This is a genomic window from Psychrobacter jeotgali, from assembly GCF_904846315.1.
Taxonomy (GTDB): domain Bacteria; phylum Pseudomonadota; class Gammaproteobacteria; order Pseudomonadales; family Moraxellaceae; genus Psychrobacter; species Psychrobacter jeotgali.
Genome location: NZ_CAJHAF010000001.1, coordinates 3,089,393 through 3,109,216, shown reverse-complemented (window position 1 = coordinate 3,109,216; position 19,824 = coordinate 3,089,393). Strand labels below are relative to the sequence as shown.

Here is a 19,824-nt window from a genome sequence, read left to right as displayed (position 1 = left end):
GTCACTCCCATCAGCCGACCCTGGAGAAATAGTTACTGTAACCGCAGTATCGACTGTACTAGGACTACTCAAGCTAACCGTGTACACAGCTTCACTTGCCGTGCCATCACTTTCAGTCTCATTAAGGGCTGTTGTCCCTGAGATGCTAATGGTAGGTACTAGCGGTGGCGGTGGTGGCGGAGTATTATCATCATCATCATCTCTAGTCGCAGCAATTATACCTATTAATCCTAGGCCTGCTGCAACTGGTATCCACCAAGGTATGGCTGCGACTGCGGTATAATCTTGACCCCCTAAAGCTTGACCTTCTACATCACCAGCTTCTAATTGGGTTACATAATCATAGGTTTCGCCAGTATCTGGAACATAGTAATAATATTGCCCATCCTCAGCCATACCTAATAGCGCACTATCTTCACGGTCATAAAACCCTTCTATAATCAGATCACTATCCTGACCGTTTTCTTCAAAAGAAACATGTAAGTCACTATCAACACGCTTAGTGATGATATGATTGGGTGCACGAGCAATAGCCGTATCATAGAACTCATAATTTACTTGATCCATTGCTGTAATAACCGTTGGCATGCCATCTTGAGTGACTACTTGCACTTGGTTTATAGTTTGAGTCGCGTCGTTGGTTTTTACGATGATAGTATTCATAATATTCTCTCTTATTCTTTGAATGTATTAGTTATATAAGTGATATAAGCTATAAAAGGTAAAGCTCATTACGATTAGTTGCTTGGACGTTCTTCAACGACGGCAACAACGCGGCGATTGAGCTGTCTACCTTCTGCAGTATCATTGCTTGCTCTTGGACGCGACTCTCCATAACCAATGGCGGTTACACGATTAGGCATGATTCCAAATTGATTTGTTAGCACATTACTCACTGCATCTACTCGGCGCTGTGATAAGGCTTGGTTGTAACTATCACTAGCGCGGCTATCGGTATGACCTTCTAGGACCGTGGTAGTGTTTGAATATTCGTTCATAAAATCTGCAACCTCAGCGACTTCTGAAAAATATTCTGGTTTAACCACCGACTTATCTGTATCGAACAGTACCTCTAGATCAATAGTGGCCGGCTCAGCTAATACAGGAACTTCTCGCTCGATAACTACGGGTGGTGGAACTACGATAGGGGCACGTACGACTACAGGTGGTGGGCAATTTGGTACCACTCGGCTGACTTGATGCGTTTGATAGCGTTTATTCTCTAATAGTTGTAGCGCACTATTATCGGTTACTTGGGTTAGTGAGCTATTGCCTTGCTCATCCATATCGACGTATATAAAGTAGGTTTGCCCGCCTTGGAGCTGATAGGTTTCTGAGTTTGCTGAGAGGTTGTTGTTTTTGAAGCCAGTCGCTTGAGCACTTAGATTATTAGTACCGACACAAGACTCAACAACGCTATAACTACCCGGATGCAAGCTCACTTGAAATCTATTATTGACGGCAATATTGGCGCTGGTTTGCTCAGCATCATCATCGCTTTTGCGAATGAAGACTAAACGAGTTTTATCACTATCCACCGCTGTTGCCAACATAGCATTGATATCCATGTCGGCTTGATTGGTCCAAGTCACACGATCTACTCGTCGATTATCGCCTTCGTTATAAACCCCGCTGTTGGTGGCCGTACAAGCGGTAAAGCTCAGAACTGCCGTCGGTAATAAAGCAATGATCATGGTGTTCTTAAATAGCTGTTTCATAGTAGGCTCCTAATGGGGTTTTGAAGACGAATTAATAAAAATTTATTAGATGTTTTAGTGCTACAGGCTTATCTAAATATTCTTAAAATTCTATAAATTGTTCATATCGTCGAAGTCAATGCATTTTTTAGGATGTTTTTATCTCTAAAAAACTTAACTATTTATTTAGTGTAGAGAGTGGGTATAATCTTTGTAATAGTACAAACGTACTAATGGACGAAATAATATGTGTGAAATTCTGAGGCTAAATACTCAGTTTGGAGATGAAACAGGAAGGGGGTTTAGGGGTAGTTTTTATAAATAACCGACCCTAATGTCATAAAGCTATTTTCCATAAAAAAACGCCCCTAATTAGGGACGTTTTTAAATGCTTAAGAGGTTAGCTACAAGATTAAATTATTCATTCCACTTTGCTGCATCAATTTAAAATTACTAGATAGACTACCGCTCTCCTAGGCCTTCAGAAAAGGTTTTGGTAATAGGTTTTGTGAGATAAGAGAGTACCGAGCGCTCTTGCGCTTTTATATCGACCGAAGCGGTCATACCCGGTTTGATCACAATCTCGTCACGACGTTCAGCAAATTCAGCGCCAGTAATCTTAATTTGGACGCGGTAGTAAGACTCCTCACCATTGGGCGTGTCCTCTAATAGAGTATCCGGACTTATGTACACCACTGTCCCATTCATAGCGCCGAATATAGAGTAGTCATAAGCATCGAGTTTGACCGTGGCCGCCTGCCCTTCTTTGACATAAGCGATATCTACTGGACTGACTTTAGCTTCGACGATCAGATCACTACTGGTAGGCAATATTTTCATGATGATCTCGCCCGGTTTGACCACCCCGCCGATAGTAGTAATCAAAATATTGTTAACTTTGCCCTCTGTGGGTGCAAACAGATTCTTTTCTTCCAAGACTTGTGAATAGTCACGCAGCTGCTCAAGCTCGACATCTAACTCCTCTTGGGCTTTGGTCATTTCTGTCTGGGCGTCTTCAAAGTATTTATTACGCTTATTGGTAATTTGCGCTTGAATCTCCGCCACTTGCCGGCGCAGTTTGATGACATCCGCCTGACTGACATCGCCATAAGCTAATAAAGGCTCATTCATACTCAATTCTTGATTGGCTAATACCATCATTTTTTGTAGAGAGTTGACATCTTGATCAATCGCTTGGCGGCGTCTATTGTATAGTTGGGTTTGGTTTTCTACATATTCACTGTAGCCTCTTATTTCATCTGGAAACCGTAAGGGGCGCTCAAATATTTCAGCCTCTAGACGCGCCAGCCTAGCTTTTAGCGCTGCTATCTTAGAATCAGAATTGGACACTGCTGCTTGGGCACGCTCTTCTTCAAGCGTCACCAGTAGTTGCCCTTTAGCGACTTCATCGCCTTCTTTAACCATTATCTCAGTTAATACCCCGCCCTCTACCGCTTGAATATCTTGGGTACGAGCACTAGCAATAACCGTTGCCGTAGCCCGTGTCACTTGATCAATTTGAGCGAAATACGCCCAAACCACTAATACGATGATGCCAATCAGTGCGCCCCAAATAATAGCCCGAGTACGACCGATTTTAGGGTCATGAGATTTATATTGATAGTTATCCATTATCTTGCCCTAGTTGATAAATTTAGTCGTCGCTAGTTGAGGAGTAATTAAGGCTTTGCTTAGCTATGGCCTTTATCTTTGGCTTACTGACTTTGATTGAAGTTTTGTTAGGGTTTTTATCATTATTATCATTCTGGGTAGCGCTATCAGCAGTACTATCATTGCTGCGTAGCTTTGCTAAAACCTGCTCTTTAGGCCCATCCATAACAATCTTTTGATTATCCATAATGATTAGCCGATCGACCAGTTGTAACAGCGGCATTTTATGGGTAGCTACAATCAAGGTATGCCCTTGTCCAAACTCTTTGTTGATAGCATCAATACAAGTTAGCTCTTGGCGATTGTCCATAGAAGCTGTGGGTTCATCCATCAGTAGTATGGATGGCCGAGTTAACAATAAACGGGTAAAAGCAACCAATTGCTTTTGTCCTCCTGAGAGTCCTTTACCGCCTTCACTAATGGGCAGATCCAGCCCGCTAGAATGACTGGCGACCAGTTTTATCAAGCCTGTTTTTACTAGCGCGTCTCGCATCACATCATCACTGGGCGCTGGTAGGCCAATCAATAAATTCTCTCTTAAGGTGCCCTCAAACAGTCGGTGATCCTGCTGTAGATACCCCACTTGCTCGCTCATAGACTCACGGCTGATTTGTTGAATATCTAAACCATCCAAGAGGATTCGACCTTGAGTTGGCGCATATAATCCTGATAATACTTTTAATAAGGTCGATTTGCCTGAACCGATTGGCCCTAGAACGGCGATGCGCTCGCCTGCGTCAATGTGCAGTTTCTCTATATCTAATGCGGGTTGGTCATTGTTTTGATAGTTGAAAGTAACCTTTTCCAAGTCAAAGCTACCTTTAATATAACTGGGCGATAAAGGATGACTGACGTTGTGATTATCTTGTTGCAGCGCAAATAACTGCTCGATATTGAGCTTGGCTGCTTTGGCATGTGAGTGCTGTACCAATAGATTGGGAATACCCATCACTGGCGCCAAAATACGACCACCCAAAATAGAACAGGCAATCAAGCCGCCCATAGTCATATCACCCGACATCACTACGAACGAGCCGACAATGACAATGCCGACATAACTGGTCTGCTGTATCATCTGCGAAAAATAGCTTAAGTTGTCATTGGCGTGTTTCATGTCCAAATCATTCTTGGTAGTGATATTCATCACATCAAGCCAGCGTGACAAAAACTTCCAATTGCCCGCTCCAGCTTTGATAGTCTCCACGCCTTCTACGGTTTCGACCAAGATGCCAGTCTTACGATAAGAGGCTGAAGCACCAACTGCGGCAATCCTATCAATTTTCTTACTGGCGCTAAGCCCTAATATAATCGCTAGCACTGCTGCAACAATAGGCACTAGTGCCACTAAAGGATTGCCTATAACCACAATCAAAGCGACAAAAACAATCGCCATCGGAATATCGACTAAGCCAAACAAGGTACTAGCAGTATAAAAACTACGCACCTGCTCATAACCACGCAGCTGCGCTGCCATAGAACCTACCGACCCCGGCATCTGATCAATACGCACATTTAATAGTCGCTGGAACACCTCACGAGATAGGTATTGATCCAGATTGACCATGACTTTATCCATGATCTTGGAGCGGGCAAACTTCATAAAAGTTTCGAACAAGATCACTAAACCGACCCCACTGGCCAAAATAATTAGCGTATATTCACTGCGGGTTGGAATAACACGATCATAGACTTGCATAGAGAACAATGAGACCGCTAACGCTAGTACGTTGATTAAGAAGGACGCTACTACGGCCTCGACGATAATACCGCGATAGTTCTTGAGATCTTTTTTGAGGATTTGATCAAAGGATAACTGCTTACGCTTGCTGGGCTCACGCTCTAAGCGCACCCGCATCAACGCTGTAAAGACATCACTGGGATAAGCGCTAATACGTTCGGATTGGCGTAATAGCCACATACCTTGCGGGTTTTGTTGCGCAATAACACCCCAGCCTTGGGTGGGATGCAAAGCCAACAACGGCAAAAAGGCAGCATCAGGCTGCAGTAGTGACTCTGGTAATTGATCAATCCCTAGTTCGCTCAGCACATTAATAACCGCCGATAGCGTCATGATTTCAGGCTGCTGCTCAATCACGCCTTGCAAACGTACATTATCAACAGGATAGCCTTGCTGGCTAAGTAAAGTATGCAACGCTGCCGTCAGCTGCTTGGCTTGTTTATCTCTTTGCTCATCGAGCGTAGAGAGGGATAATGGCAAGTTTGAGCTTGCTATCAGCCCGCCATCAGGCGTAGGTTCTCTCGAAGCTGGCATAGGTGTACTCATAATAAAGGTATCCCATTCATTGGCGGTTAATAAATCGACGGCTAATAAATCAACAAGTAATCAAGCGTCGTTTGTGAGACGCAAATATTTCATCACAAACTACGGGTTAGCTATTGGTAACCCATAGGTTTGGCTGGCATCGGTGTCATAATCCGTATCGTAAATAGCCACGCTGCTATTATTAACCGGATATGGATAAGTGACTAAGGCTGGCTGTTGCATGACCACAGGCTGAACGACTACAGTGTCCGCCGTTTGCTCCACGGTATCTTGACGTTTAAGCCAGTTTTGCACAGGATCTAGGGGACTAAATAAAGGTTTGGGTTGGCGGTTTTGGTCGAACTGTTGCCATGACATCATGCCGAATTCAACTTGGAGCTTATAGTAAGCAGCAATAATAGAGGAGCGAGTATCAACCAGCTGCGCCTGATACTGAGAATGCTCGCGTACCGCATTCAACACCTCAAGCCAAGATTTGCGCCCAGCGATGAACTGACGTCTATAAGAGCTGACGACAATCTGCGCGCCGGCTACTGCTGCTATCAAGGAGCGCTCTTGGTCTTTTGAGCTGGCAAACTGCTGATATTGGGTTTGAATATTCTCTAACACCAAGCGCCTTGAGGCTTCTTTTGATTGTCCCAAACTATCCACTCTAGCTGCTGAAGCTTTGGCCAAAGCTAGATTAGAGAAGCCGGCGCCCGGGTCATAACTCAAGCCTACTGAGAACTCGCCCTCACTGTCTTTGTTATCAGCTTCATGATAATAGTCGTACTCATACTGCGCATAAAGTGTAGGATAACGCGCGGCTTGCAACGACTTGACCCCTTGCTTAGCGGCTTCGATTTGATACTCCTCTTTTACCACCGTCGGGTTATAAAAACTGGCCTGATCAAACGCCATCTTTTCAAAAGCTTGCGAATAGCCTTTGGCTCGGTTAACCAGCTCGCTCAGGTTGGGCGCTGGAATATCAGTGGGCGTTAATCTACGACCAGTGATTTGCTCTAACCGTGCCATAGCAATACGCTGCTGCTCGACTGCCGCTTGGTAAGAGTTTTGTTCTTGCAAAATACGGTTGGTCACCAAGTCCATCTCGATACGGGCAGACACCCCTTGACTCACTCGGCGCTGCATCATAGCTTCAAACTCTGAGAGCAGTTGCAGGTTTTCATAATAGACGCGCTGTTTGGACACCGCAGTGACGTAGCTTTGCCACGCTTCTATAGTAGTTTTGGCGACTTGGTTTTGTTGTTCGTAGATATATTCTGTGGCGGCTCTATCATCAAATATAGCTTGGTTGACATTAGCGGTTAGCTTGCCACCGGTCCATAATGATTGGCGTAGCTGAAATTGGGAGATCATACCGTCATCACGGTCATAACCTGACGACAAACTGGGCGCAGGCAAAAGACTAAGCTTAGCCGCACGAATGCTTTCAGTAGTCGCTTGTTGCTCTGCTCGGGCAGCACCTACTAATGGATGGGTTTGAATGGCTTGATAGATTAGAGCATTGACAGGTATATCAGGATTGGCGAGAGCAGCGCTAGATACTGCTATCGTTAATAGACTCAGAGATAGGTGGTGGGCTATTTTTTTTATATGGTACCGCATCTTAGTCAATATCCTTATCGACAGATCCTGCTAATAGACCATCATTAGCTTTGGTAAAGCCTTATATTTAATAAAAAAAAGCATTTAAATTTGATTAATTACTTTTAAATATTCTTTTAACAATATACTATGAAAATAGTCTTGTATATAAAAATAAATAAATATATGAAAAGATATATGTTATAAGTTTAAATATTCAAAAATAAAATCAACTAATGGATTAGTGATTTATGAAACAACCTTTAGCTCCGATCCATTCAGCTAAAAAAACAAAAGACCGAGCTACAATAGCTATTGTCTTGGCAGTATTACTGCACTTATTAATTGCAGCTATCGTATATTTTACTATTTTTAATAAGAACCCTTCAGCAGTAACCCCTCTAGCAACTCCTAATGAGAGCTCAGTAACCACCTCAGCTATAGAGCAAAAGGGGTCGAGATTTTTAGCAACAGAACAACCACTACCTGCAATCTCTCAACCTTCTACCTTTAAAGTAAAAAACAAAGACAACATCAGCCGTATTAATCCTGAAACAACGATGACTAACAGAACGGCTGCTACTAATATCCAAGTTAATTCTGAGCAAAGAAGTACCAAAAGAGCTGCTCAATCATCAACTCTTACTACAGCTGCAAACATCCCAATAGAAAATAAGTATTTAACCGAAGACTTAGTAGGTTCGAACACTGAACAGCAAACAATAGGACCCGATCAGAGCAATAATACTGAATATAAACTTAATAAAACTAAGGAATACCATGCTTTAGAAGCTGAGATTGAGAAAGATAGCGAACAGCTCTCACAGCTTATCGCTGAAGTCAAAAAACGTAACCAAAGCCAGATTCAACAGCACCAAACCTTTGAACCAAACCTCCAAGCTAATACTCAAAGCTCTATCCCTGCAAATAATACCTTATCTATTCAGACTCGCCCGCCGCTATCCTCTACTACCCCTATTCCCAATAATCAGGCATCGGCGCAAGCTGAGTATGATAAAGCAGCTATCGAACCTATAACCGTTGCAAAATAGATGCTGTTTCTCTATAAAATCCAACGCCTCCAAGACCATCGAAATCATCCTCTCAGCCTCACTTGCCTCTAAGGCCTTTTAACATTCGCTTATAAACTGGTAACAATATTCTTTAATCAACATAATCTACAACGATTGTTGAGAATATTACATAAACCTATGCATATAATGCTATATTCGTAGTATATTATATATATATTCAATATTTGTTATAGTATAAACGTACTACTCAATACCATTAATTTGTAATCTCTATCTCGTTAGATACTGCAAATAACTCTCGCTGTTACTCATAGGCGCAACCTATAAATTGTAGAAGTTAATTACAGTCGGAAGCTAGCAATAATGACATCGGTTCAAGGATGAAATAAAAATAATAACGCTACAAATGGAATTGTGCGATGACTCATAATCAGATACAAAAAAACATATTACTCATTGATGATCATGCTCTGTTTCGAACAGGCCTAAGGCTCATCTTACAAAACAAGATAAAAGCCGTTATTACTGAAATTGAAAAAATCAGCGATGTGACTGATATTGAAGTGCCCATTGATGTCATCTTGCTAGATATCTGTCTGCCTGGTCTTAATGGTATTGATGGCATGACTATTCTGCAGCAGCGCTGGCCTGAAGCCCGTATCATGCTGCTATCTGCTCTTAGTAACCATGAAGATATCAATAGAGCCCTAGAGTTAGGCGCCAGTTGTTTTTTGAATAAAAACACGGATTCTGCGGTTATTTGTAAAACCGTACAATCGCTACTTCTTAGCCGCTTACACAATAATAGACCTCTGCAGACCCAACCTTCTCGCGTCGTTACTGAAGCAAAAACTATGCTAAGCACACGCTTGCTAGAAGTGTTAGCGCTCATGGCGGAGGGACACAGTAATAAATATATTGCCGACAAACTATCATTGAGCGAAAACACAGTCCGTAATCATATCGCTGCCTTAATGGAGCATTTCGATGTTCATAACCGTACCAAAATTATCCTTGTAGCCCAGCAAGCGGGCTACCTTGCTCGCCAAGAATAAACTCAAAGCTCTTGATAAGTTACTGGTAAGGTAGAAGCGCTTATGAAGCTAATAGACGATATTGAAGCCTTACGACAATATGCGCAAAATGCTCTCGAAGCCGAAAGAATATTGGCCGAGAAAACCAGTCTAATTCGCCAACACCTCCCGCTTTCGCTAGCCGGTACTATATTTTCTAGCCTGTGCTTTTTTGTCACGATGTTCATAACGCTGGATCTAGAGACCAATCAAAAAATACTAAATATTATTTGGTTGGCCTACCATACAACTATCATCGCCATATGCTGGGCATTTTGGCAGCATATCTTCAAAAAATCAGACGCGCTTGATACCCAGTTTTTAAAAAGACGATTCGCTACTCTTTTAATCTTTTTTATTATAATCAGTTGCTTGGGGACAATAGTCTTTATAAGGCTACTGCCTAACGTACCTGTAGCTGAGCTGCGTGCCGCAAAAATGCTGATAATGGCTTGGATATTTTTTCACATTACTATCATTGGCGTGTGCTGGTTTAGCTGGAGAAAAATCAAAACCTTAGCCAACTCTATTCCCCTTAACCCTGTATCATCCTCTAATATATTTGTTGCTATATCTAATGATAAGTCGGCAACCGAAAGCTCTTTGCCTTCCTCATTATCAACCCATTTGCCTAATAATCGTCTTTCAGACTACTTAACCCATTATAGTGCCTATAATATTCTACTAATTTGTACATTAGCGATAGGCTGCTTATGGGCTATGGCTATTGGTAAAGCTTTTACTACTAATCTTCATAATACCACGCAGGTTATCGTATTAATGGGGCTGCAATTCGGACTGTTTGGCGGCGCTATCTCGAGCTTAGCGGTATTTTGGCGAGTTTATATTGCTCTTATACTACCCAGTGTATTTATGTGGGGGCTGATCATCTTTTACGTTGATGACACTCGTTTGATTATCCTAGCCGTTGCCGTTCTCGTACTCTTATTCTTCAATATGTTTTTCGCTAAACATGCATGGCTTAATAACCTAAGAGCTATCTCTATTTATTTAGAGAACACTAACTTAGTATCACAGTTACAGGTTAAAACTCAACAAGTAGAAAAAGCTAGCTTGGCTAGAATTCAATTCCTGGCAGCAGCAAGCCATGACTTGCGTCAGCCTGTCCAAGCTCTAAGCTTATTTATCGAAGCGCTTAAGGATACTAATCTCGATAGTCAGCAGGCACAAATTTTAAATTATGCTAATTCTGCCAGTCAGTCTAGCAGCGAGATGCTCAACTCAATATTAGACTATGCGCATCTAGAGTCAGGACAAATGACGCCGCACTTTGCACCTACTAACCTTAATGACATTATGCAAAGTCTGGTGAATGAATTTAGCATCCAAGCTCACAATAAACAGCTATCATTACGCTTCCGTCCTACCAACATATGGGTAATGACCGACCCTACAATGCTGTCACTTATTTTAAGAAACCTGATTAGTAATGCCATACGTTATACTCAAAAGGGCGGTATATTAATTGGAGTACGCAAGCTCTCTACCCAGAGCCCATCAATACTACTCAACTACTGCCGGATAAGTGTATGGGATACAGGTAGCGGTATGACCGCAGGAGAGCTGGAGCGAGTATTTGATTCGTTTTATCAATTGGAGCGTAATAATACGACCAATCAAGGGCTGGGGTTGGGACTCGCTATTGTGAAAGGTATGACTAAACTATTAAAAGCGGATCTCAGTGTAGAATCAAAATTGAATCAAGGCTCACAGTTCTCCCTAGTCTTACCTATCTGTGGTGAAAGTAATAATGCCATGTCCTTTGAACATACAGAGACTGACTATTTAGCAGGCAAAACAATATTAGTAGTAGATGACGATAATATGGTGCTTAAGTCGATGCAGTTGTTGCTAGAGATGTGGGGCTGTCAGACTATAGTAGTACAGACATTGGAAGATGCAGTGACTGCTTTTAAAACTCACCAACCAGATATCGTCATTACTGACTTTCGCTTGGCTGGTACAGAAACCGGCGAAGATGTCATTATTGCTATTCAAAATACCAATAAACCCTCTATTTTGGTTTCAAAATCATTTATTATTCTTACGGCCAATACTTCGCCTGAATTATTTATAACGACTAGAGCCGTTAACCCGATAATATTGCATAAACCGATAGACCCAATGACTTTACGTCATAACTTACAGCAGGTCGCAGCGAGATAATATAAATCTAAGACGTTTATAGAATATAAGCATAGTTACTAACTGAAAAAAAACACCTACTAAACAGTAGGTGTTTTTTTAGTCTTAAAAAATGGTATTTAAAATATAGCATTTAGAAATAGCATTTAAAGTTAGTGATTTAAACCTTAGCTTTAATAGTGGTTACTATACCTGATAGCGCATAGATAATACCAATAGCTAAAATACCAACAGGTATATCGTATATCACTATACTCATCACTAATACTCCGATAATAAGCACCACAAATGGTACTTTCTTTTTATCGAACTCTTTAAAGCTATAGTATTTGACATTACTAACCATTAATAGACCGCAGATAACCACCCAAGCGGCAAACAACATCATGATTGCCGAATCATATTGCCCTACCCACTCGTTATGATCCACCGCCACCATTACTGCTGAAGTGACCAAAATAGCAGCAAGGGGGCTTGCTAAACCAACGAAGTAAGACTTATCGACCTCACCAATTTGTACGTTAAAACGAGCTAAACGGAACGCCCCGCAAGCGGTAAAGACAAAAGCACAACCCAGTCCAATACGTCCGAGTGGCTCAAGCGCAAAGCTATAGACCAATATAGCCGGCGCAATACCAAAAGCGAGCATATCTGCAAGCGAGTCATATTGCTCACCAAAGGGGCTTTGCGCATTGAGCATCCGTGCCACCCTGCCATCGGCTCCATCAAGGATCGCTGATAAAAAAATCGCCAATGACGCTTTATAAAACTCACCTTGAGTACTGGCTAGGATAGAGTAGAACCCTGATAACAGTGATAAAGTTGTAATGAGGTTGGGCGCTAGATAGACCCCACGGCTCACCACTTGCTTACCTTCAGCAACTTCGGTTTCGATGACCTCAAAGGTCAACCCATCGTAGTTATCATTATCGGCCAAACGAATATTGAATTCATTCTCATCTGCATAAGGTGGCTGAGTTGCCGCACTATCACTTATACGGTCTGATGAAGGGTTCAAAGTCTCATTAACTGGTGGCTTATTGGTCATAACGTTATCCTTATTCGCCAACCAGCCAGCGTACATTAGTTGCACTATCCGGGGTCAGATTTGGCGCGTCTTCAACCTTTAATATCGGCTGTAAAAAGCGCAATATTTCACGGGCATGATTATCAAACTGCCAAGGCGGATTGATAATCAGCATACCAGTACCGTTGAGACCTACTGCCACATCGTTTGGATAAATATTTAGCTCACAAACCAATTGGCGTCTGATATCGGTACGCTTAAGCTTCTTATAAAACAGCTCAACCGCCTCAATATTCTTAATGGGAAACCATAGCGCATAAGTCCCTTGTGGCCACTTATTATAGGCAGCTACTAGTAGATTGATCAGACGAGTAAAATCTTTATGTTCTTGCTCATAAGGCGGATCAAGGAAAATCAGTCCACGGCGCTCAGCGGGTGGAATCACCGCTGTAACCCCTTCAAAAGCATCACGGTGATGAATACCAATCTCTAATTTGTGTAGCTGATAATTAAGGGCATCGTACTCGCTAGCTTTGGCTTCAAACGCTTCGCCGCGCACGCCTAAATCAGGATGCTTTTCCACATGATGAGCAATCCACCAAGGTGAGCCTGGATACACTTTATTATCGTAAGTAAATCGAGCTTGCTTCATCCCTTCCATATAGTCTTTGATAGCCGCTGGCGCTTGCTCCATGTCAGCATCTTCAATTTTTAATAAGGCTTTAATACCTTTTTCAGCTTCTCCGGTCTTACGAGCCTCTTCACTACCCAGTGAATATAGACCGCGACCGCCATAAGCATCAAGCACATAAAAGGGCTTTTCTTTTTGGCTCAGTTGATTGAGCAGTTGTACGAGTAAAATGTGTTTGACCACATCAGCAAAGTTACCGGCGTGGTAGGCGTGTTTATAGTTCATAGTTATTCATAATTTGAAAAGTTTAAATAAGAAAAATTGCATCTATGGTAGCATAGGCAGAGTAAAAGGTAACATGGTTTTGGTAAGCGGCTTCAACAAATCGTTTTGACCTCTAAGCTAACAAAGACACTTAAGTCTACTCTAACCATGATAGCTACTAATAAAGGCAATAAAAAATGACTGCAATTATAAGTAATCTTAACCTAACAGACTTACCGGTTGATAATCCTATAGGTGTGGATAATCCGCCACTGCTTGTTCCTGAAATCAATATTAATAATGTTGATATTGATGCCGATAAAGATAATGTTCTGACGCAAAAAGAGCTGCAATTATCTGACTATAAAGTAGATTGGGAGCATAAGCTTGACGATAAGCAGCTTGATAAGCTGGCGAATGACGGCTGGATTATTATTGATAAGGTGTTTGCAGATAAAGCCCTACTAGCCTTACAAGCGGAGAGCGGTTTTATTAAATACCGTGACGCTGAGCTTACCGCTGGTATTCGTATCAGTGATATTCGCGGGGACAAAATTCGCTGGATTACCAAAGACTTTTTTGCTGGTTTTTATTACTTGCAAAGTATTAATGAGCTGGCGTCTCTATTGAACCGTTATTTATTCGCTGGTATTCGCCATAGTGAGGCGCATTATGCCTGTTATCCGCCAGGCTTCGGTTATCAATGGCACAGCGACAATCCTGCGGGACGTGATGAACGGGTAATATCCGCTGTTTTTTACTTAAATGATGACTGGACAACTGAGGACGGTGGCGCAGTTGAAATCATCGATAGTCATGGCGTGCATCATACGGTGATGCCGGTTGCCAATCGTTTAATTATCTTTGATAGCGACTTGCAACATCAGGTACAAATCGCCCATCGTCAACGTTATTCGATAGCCACATGGATGCGTCGTGATGGTTTAGTACCGTTTGTTGAAAATGATAATTAATATATAAATTAACGCCTGACTCTCAACTAAATTTATAATACAAAAGGTTCGTTCATGTCCGATTCCAACAACCTCTTTACCCACCAGCAGGCAACATTAGACCTAAGCATCGCTCTACTTGAACGTCCTTCAGTAACTCCAGATGATGACGGCTGCCAAGATATATTATCAAAACGCTTAGAGCAGGCCGGTTTTGATTGCGAATTTATGTTCTTTGGGAGTGAGAAGCAAAAAAGTGGTGAGCACGCTGAGGTCAAGAATTTATGGGCTCGTCGCGGAACGTCTGATCCGGTCATTTGCTTTGCCGGTCATACCGATGTTGTGCCAACTGGCGACGAAAATAATTGGACGTATCCGCCTTTTACGCCCACCATTGCTGACGGCTATTTATGGGCGCGCGGTGCCGCCGATATGAAAACCGGCATTGCCGCTTTTACCATTGCCGCTGAACGCTTTGTTGCCAACCATCCTGAGCATAATGGCTCTATCGCTATGCTTATTACTTCTGACGAAGAAGGCCCTTCTATTAATGGGACGGTCAAAGTCATTGAGACTTTAGAAGCCCGCAATGAAAAAATTACTTATTGCCTCGTCGGTGAGCCGTCAAGTACCGATACCCTCGGCGATATCATTAAAAATGGTCGCCGAGGTTCATTGGGTGCAGTGCTCACCGTGACCGGCAAACAAGGTCATGTTGCTTATCCGCATCTGGCAAGCAATCCTATTCATGCGGCGCTAGCAGCACTAGCAGAATTGACAGCCGCAACTTGGGATAAAGGTAATGACTATTTCCCCGCGACGTCCTTGCAAATCTCTAATATCAATAGTGGCACGGGCGCAACTAACGTCATCCCTGAGACGTTGGAAGCGGTGTTTAATTTTCGTTTCTCCACTGAAACCACTGAGAATGAGCTAAAAGCCAAGACTCATGCCATGTTTGACAGCCATTTTAAAGACAGCAAAGCCAGTTATGATATTGATTGGAAATTATCAGGTGAGCCGTTTTTAACCCCAGAAGGCAAATTAGTCTCAGCCTGCCAGCAAGCCATTAAAGCGGTGACTGATACTGATGCGACTTTATCGACTTCTGGCGGCACCTCCGATGGACGCTTTATTGCCCCGACTGGCGCCCAAGTGGTTGAGCTCGGCGTACGCAATGCCACTATTCATCAAGTTGATGAAAAGGTCGAGGTTGATGATTTAGGTAAATTGGCGCAGATTTATGAAGGGATTTTGGAGAATTTGTTATTGGATGAAGGCATCAACTAAATGCTTAGGGCGTGTTGAGTATTTTATTTATAACTACGCCCTAACTCTACTAACCCTAATCCGCCTCATCAATCCAATTCATCTGAATCGCTTCTAAAATGCCTTCGTTAGATCTTTGTGGATCATCATCGAAGCCTTCAAGCTCGGTCACCCAGCGATGCAAGTCAGTAAAGCGGATATACTGTGGATCCGTTTCAGGAAACTTTTCGGCAAGTTCAATAGCGATATCCAAGCTGTCAGTCCATTTTAATTTTTGCGGGCTCATAATTGCTCCTTATTAATAGTGGTCATTTATAATTCTCTTATCCTAGCAAACTTTATGAATTGAATATAGTTAAGCTTGTTTTTTTAACGGCTTTTAGGTAAGGCTTTTATAGCGACTTGATGCTTATTCCACGTATTAATAACATCCGTTAACTGCTCGTCTACCATATCAAGAACACTTGGTGCACATTTATCTTTTTTATCCATCAAGACAAACTTGGTCATCCCGACGCCCATTAGTTGATCCTTGACAAAGAAGCGGGTTTCAAAATAAACATACTTTTTATCCCAACCAGCAAGTTGACTATCTACGCTCATTTTATCCAAAAACTTAATCTCTTTTAGATAAACCATCTCTTGCATAGCGATGACCCATTGCAGGTTTTTAATCCCCTTTTGATGACAGCAAGCCATTAGCCAGCGGGTAATATTAAGCTCAATAAAAGACAGATAGCGATAATTGGGCAGATGATCGCGAAAACCCATATCATGTGGCAGCACTCGATAGCGACGAATAATAGGTGCGGTCAGCATCTCTTGGCTAAGGGTTTTGCGCACAGCCTGCGACTTGAGTTGCTGCTTGAGCAAATGGGTCATAATGAAAAAACGCAACAGCATATTCATAGCGAACTCTCTTATTGGTATTATTTATAATTAAACTATATATGAGATCAGGGTAAAACTTATTAACGCAAAAAAAGCCACCTAAGTGACTTTTCCTAAAAATCTTAATATCAATGAGTCAAAAGCAACTAACTATTAATGACCGCCATTAATACTGCGTACCATTTCCTCGACCATTTTCTTCGCATCGCCAAAGATCATCATGGTTTTGTCCATATAAAATAGGCTGTTATCGAGTCCTGCATAACCAGTGCTCATTGAACGCTTGATGACCATCACCGTTTGCGCTTTGGTCACCTCCAAGATGGGCATACCAAAGATTGGCGAGGTCGGATCATCTTTAGCAGAAGGGTTAACTACGTCGTTAGCACCAATAACTAATACTACATCCGTACTGGAGAAATCTGAATTAATTTCGTCCATCTCCAAGATGTCATCATAAGGTACATCCGCTTCAGCAAGCAAGACGTTCATGTGACCCGGCATACGACCTGCGACTGGATGGATGGCAAAACGTACATTCACGCCTTCCTCTTTGAGCAATTCATACAGCTCTTTGACTGCATTCTGCGCCCGTCCTTGCGCCATGCCGTAACCCGGTACAATGATCACATCATTGGCATTGGACATCAGGAAACCAGCATCTTCTGCTGAGCCTGACTTATAGTTCTTGGGTGCGCCATCATCATCGCCAGCCGCGACTGCTGCGCTGCCCATACCGCCAAATAAGACGTTGAGTAACGAGCGATTCATGGCTTTACACATGATATAAGACAGGATAGCACCTGATGAACCCACTAGCGAGCCTGCGATAATCAGCATAGAGTTGCCAAGGGTAAAACCAATCCCAGCGGCCGCCCAACCTGAAAACGAGTTCAGTAACGATACCACCACTGGCATATCACCGCCACCGATTGGCGCAATCCACATCCAACCGAATACTACTGCCAATACGGTCATCGCATAAAACGCCGGTAAGGAGTTGGTGGTAAAGTAAACAATACCAAACCCTATCATTGCAATGAATAAAATAGCTTGTACAGGTTTTACCCAGCTACCGGTAACGGTTTTTGCCCAATCTTTTGCTGCTAATTTACCAAAGGCAAAAACCGATGCCGAAAAGGTAATGGCACCAATGAAACAACCGATGAACAGCTCTAAGCGTGCCACGGTGCCATGCGCTTGCTCAGTATGCAGTACGGTTGCGAGTGCAATAGCTACTGCCGCTAGACCGACAAAGGAGTGCATCAAAGCCACGGTTTCTGGCATTTGGGTCATCGCTACCGTTCTAGCCTTCCAAAGACCAACGATTGCGCCCAAAATCATAGCGCCGATAATCATCCATAATACCGGGCCTTCGGCTAAGAAAAACGTAGTCGCCACCGCAATCGCCATGGCTACCATACCGAAACGGTTACCCCGAATGGCAGTCTTGGGGCTGGATAACCCGCGTAGGGTTAAAATAAATAGTATTGCACCGATTAAGTAGAACCAGTCGGCATTAGCGGCAATCATCGTGGAGAAATTACTCATACATTGCCCCCCTGATTATTTAAACTATCCGTAGTGCTATCTGTTACCGGAGCAACTTTTTTAGGTTTGGGTTTAAACATCGCCAGCATACGCTCAGTCACCGCAAAACCACCGAAAATGTTAACACTGGCTAAAAATACCGCAAAGGCACCAAGTAGGCTGGTTGGGGTAAATACCGAACCATCGATAGTGACGGTTTGCAGCATCGCACCGACAATCACAATACTCGATAGCGCATTGGTCACCGCCATTAGCGGCGTATGTAGAGCGGGCGTTACGCCCCAAACCACGTAATATCCGACAAAAATGGCGAGCACAAACACGGTAAAAATCGCTACAAATGGGGTGCTGCTCATGGCCGCACCGGCTGGCGCTGCAGCTAATATAGTGGCAATCATTTCATCCTCCTAAAATTTATTCATTACTGCAAAATTAAATATAAAAACGTATCAGATTTAACGCTTAGCGAGACGAGATTGACCCTCATGGGTGACTGCCAATGCGCTTTGAATCTCATCTTCCATATCTAAGTGCAGCGCCAGTTTGCCCGATGCAGCCTCGTTATCATCACTCGAAGCAATTAAGGTAGTGATAAAATTAACCAAATTATTAGCATATAAATCTGAGGACTGCGCCGCTAGCTGCGATGGGATGTTAGCCGCACCTACGATACGTACGCTGTTGTCAGTGATGATGGTTTGATCGGCTACGCTGCCCTCAACGTTACCGCCGGTAGCGGCTGCCATATCGATAAGTACGGAGCCTGCTTTCATCTTATCTAATGTCGCCTTGTGTACCAAGCGCGGCGCTTGACGACCCGGAATTTGCGCAGTAGTAATCACAATGTCAGCATTACTCAATGCTTTGTCGACCACCACCGCCTGATCTTTCATATACTGCTCTGATGGTGTCCACGCATAACCGCCGGTCGCTTTGGCTTTTTGCGCCTCCTCTTCACTCATCGGCACATCGAGCCATTTGCCGCCCAATGATTCGACTTGCTCTTTAGCGGTAGGACGCAAATCACTGGCTTCAACCACGGCGCCCAAACGCTTGGCGGTCGCAATGGCTTGCAAGCCTGCCACTCCCACTCCTAAGATGACCACTTTAGCTGGCTTAACCGTACCTGCTGAAGTCATAAACATCGGAAAAGGACGTGAGTATTCGTTAGCCGCCATCAATACTGCCTTATAACCGGCAAGGTTGGCCTGTGATGACAGCACATCCATATTTTGCGCACGCGACAAAGTGCGCGGCAATAACTCCATCGCAAAAGCGGTTACGCCTTTGGCTGCGTAAGTGTCAAGCTGAGTATTACGGTACGGGTCTAGCATACCGATAATCATTTGACCCGACGTTAAGTTATCAATAAGAGTACTAGGTAAATCATTAACGGTAGTAATTATTTGAGCTTGCGCAATTACGCCAGTGCTACTATCGGCAATCTCGGCTCCAGCAGCCTGATACATAGCATCGGCATAATAGGCTCCAAGACCGGCACCGGACTGTACGACCACCTCAAATCCAAGTTTACGCAGCTTTTTGACTGCGTCTGGAGTTAGCGCTACACGGCTCTCTTGCGAGGCATCTGCACTGACAACACCAATTCTCATACTGTCTCCTTACCTATGAATACATTGCTAACTGCGTCTGTTGCTTTATTTAAAAGCAGGATTTAAAAGCAGGGCGCAAAAAATCTTTGATCAGCTCTTAGTCTTTAAATAAA

The 19,824-nt window shown here is 43.1% G+C and carries 17 protein-coding genes; 5 read left to right on the top strand and 12 right to left on the bottom strand.

Annotated features, from left to right (window positions below):
• The 5 genes from JMX18_RS13020 to JMX18_RS13000 form a co-directional block, all read right to left on the bottom strand.
• A partial coding sequence (locus JMX18_RS13020; protein WP_201588150.1) for a hypothetical protein occupies positions 1 to 663 on the bottom strand: 663 nt, incomplete at its 3' end.
• Positions 664 to 737: 74 nt separating this feature from the next.
• Complete coding sequence (locus tag JMX18_RS13015) at positions 738 to 1,718, bottom strand: OmpA family protein (protein ID WP_201588149.1); 981 nt, start codon at positions 1,716 to 1,718, stop codon at positions 738 to 740.
• A gap of 441 nt (positions 1,719 to 2,159) precedes the next feature.
• Positions 2,160 to 3,329, bottom strand: a complete 1,170-nt coding sequence (locus tag JMX18_RS13010) for an HlyD family efflux transporter periplasmic adaptor subunit (RefSeq protein ID WP_201588148.1) — start codon at positions 3,327 to 3,329, stop codon at positions 2,160 to 2,162.
• A gap of 22 nt (positions 3,330 to 3,351) precedes the next feature.
• Positions 3,352 to 5,652, bottom strand: a complete 2,301-nt coding sequence (locus tag JMX18_RS13005; RefSeq protein WP_227674669.1) for a type I secretion system permease/ATPase — start codon at positions 5,650 to 5,652, stop codon at positions 3,352 to 3,354.
• Positions 5,653 to 5,751: 99 nt separating this feature from the next.
• Positions 5,752 to 7,260: a TolC family protein gene (locus tag JMX18_RS13000; RefSeq protein ID WP_201588147.1), complete on the bottom strand. Its 1,509-nt coding sequence runs from the start codon at positions 7,258 to 7,260 to the stop codon at positions 5,752 to 5,754.
• A 230-nt stretch (positions 7,261 to 7,490) separates the two neighbouring features.
• On the opposite strand from JMX18_RS13000, the gene JMX18_RS12995 reads away from it, so the two are divergent.
• The 3 genes from JMX18_RS12995 to JMX18_RS12985 all read left to right on the top strand — a co-directional run bounded on the left by JMX18_RS12995 (position 7,491) and on the right by JMX18_RS12985 (position 11,533).
• Positions 7,491 to 8,291, top strand: coding sequence for a hypothetical protein (locus JMX18_RS12995; RefSeq protein WP_201588146.1), 801 nt, complete (start codon positions 7,491 to 7,493; stop codon positions 8,289 to 8,291).
• 401 nt (positions 8,292 to 8,692) lie between these two features.
• On the top strand, positions 8,693 to 9,328 hold the full coding sequence (locus JMX18_RS12990; RefSeq protein WP_201588145.1) for a response regulator: 636 nt from the start codon (positions 8,693 to 8,695) through the stop codon (positions 9,326 to 9,328).
• Positions 9,329 to 9,370: 42 nt separating this feature from the next.
• A complete protein-coding gene (locus tag JMX18_RS12985) occupies positions 9,371 to 11,533 on the top strand; it encodes an ATP-binding protein (RefSeq protein WP_201588144.1) in 2,163 nt (720 codons plus the stop codon).
• 139 nt (positions 11,534 to 11,672) lie between these two features.
• Here the strand turns inward: JMX18_RS12985 and pssA are convergent, their stop codons facing one another.
• Both pssA and JMX18_RS12975 read right to left on the bottom strand, forming a co-directional pair.
• Positions 11,673 to 12,560 carry a CDP-diacylglycerol--serine O-phosphatidyltransferase gene (gene pssA / locus JMX18_RS12980; protein WP_227674668.1) on the bottom strand — a complete coding sequence of 296 codons (888 nt, stop codon included), beginning with the start codon at positions 12,558 to 12,560 and terminating at the stop codon, positions 11,673 to 11,675.
• 10 nt (positions 12,561 to 12,570) lie between these two features.
• The gene (locus tag JMX18_RS12975; protein ID WP_201588143.1) at positions 12,571 to 13,455 is read right to left on the bottom strand and encodes a 23S rRNA (adenine(2030)-N(6))-methyltransferase RlmJ; all 885 of its coding nucleotides are present in this window, start codon (positions 13,453 to 13,455) and stop codon (positions 12,571 to 12,573) included.
• A gap of 176 nt (positions 13,456 to 13,631) precedes the next feature.
• Here JMX18_RS12975 and JMX18_RS12970 point away from each other — a divergent pair, with 176 nt between their 5' ends.
• The gene (locus JMX18_RS12970) at positions 13,632 to 14,408 is read left to right on the top strand and encodes a 2OG-Fe(II) oxygenase (RefSeq protein WP_201588142.1); all 777 of its coding nucleotides are present in this window, start codon (positions 13,632 to 13,634) and stop codon (positions 14,406 to 14,408) included.
• A 54-nt stretch (positions 14,409 to 14,462) separates the two neighbouring features.
• Positions 14,463 to 15,677 (top strand): succinyl-diaminopimelate desuccinylase, encoded by a 1,215-nt coding sequence (gene dapE, locus JMX18_RS12965; RefSeq protein ID WP_201588141.1) that lies wholly within the window; start codon positions 14,463 to 14,465, stop codon positions 15,675 to 15,677.
• A 55-nt stretch (positions 15,678 to 15,732) separates the two neighbouring features.
• Here the strand turns inward: dapE and iscX are convergent, their stop codons facing one another.
• The 5 genes from iscX to JMX18_RS12940 form a co-directional block, all read right to left on the bottom strand.
• Positions 15,733 to 15,942 (bottom strand): Fe-S cluster assembly protein IscX, encoded by a 210-nt coding sequence (gene iscX, locus JMX18_RS12960; RefSeq protein WP_201588140.1) that lies wholly within the window; start codon positions 15,940 to 15,942, stop codon positions 15,733 to 15,735.
• Positions 15,943 to 16,025: 83 nt separating this feature from the next.
• Entirely contained in the window at positions 16,026 to 16,565 is a 540-nt protein-coding gene (locus tag JMX18_RS12955; RefSeq protein ID WP_201588139.1) for an acyl-CoA thioesterase, read from the bottom strand.
• Between the two features lie 135 nt (positions 16,566 to 16,700).
• On the bottom strand, positions 16,701 to 18,080 hold the full coding sequence (locus JMX18_RS12950; protein ID WP_201588362.1) for an NAD(P)(+) transhydrogenase (Re/Si-specific) subunit beta: 1,380 nt from the start codon (positions 18,078 to 18,080) through the stop codon (positions 16,701 to 16,703).
• A gap of 14 nt (positions 18,081 to 18,094) precedes the next feature.
• Entirely contained in the window at positions 18,095 to 18,454 is a 360-nt protein-coding gene (locus JMX18_RS12945; protein ID WP_201588361.1) for a proton-translocating transhydrogenase family protein, read from the bottom strand.
• A 99-nt stretch (positions 18,455 to 18,553) separates the two neighbouring features.
• Complete coding sequence (locus JMX18_RS12940) at positions 18,554 to 19,711, bottom strand: Re/Si-specific NAD(P)(+) transhydrogenase subunit alpha (RefSeq protein ID WP_201588138.1); 1,158 nt, start codon at positions 19,709 to 19,711, stop codon at positions 18,554 to 18,556.
• Positions 19,712 to 19,824: the final 113 nt, after the last annotated feature.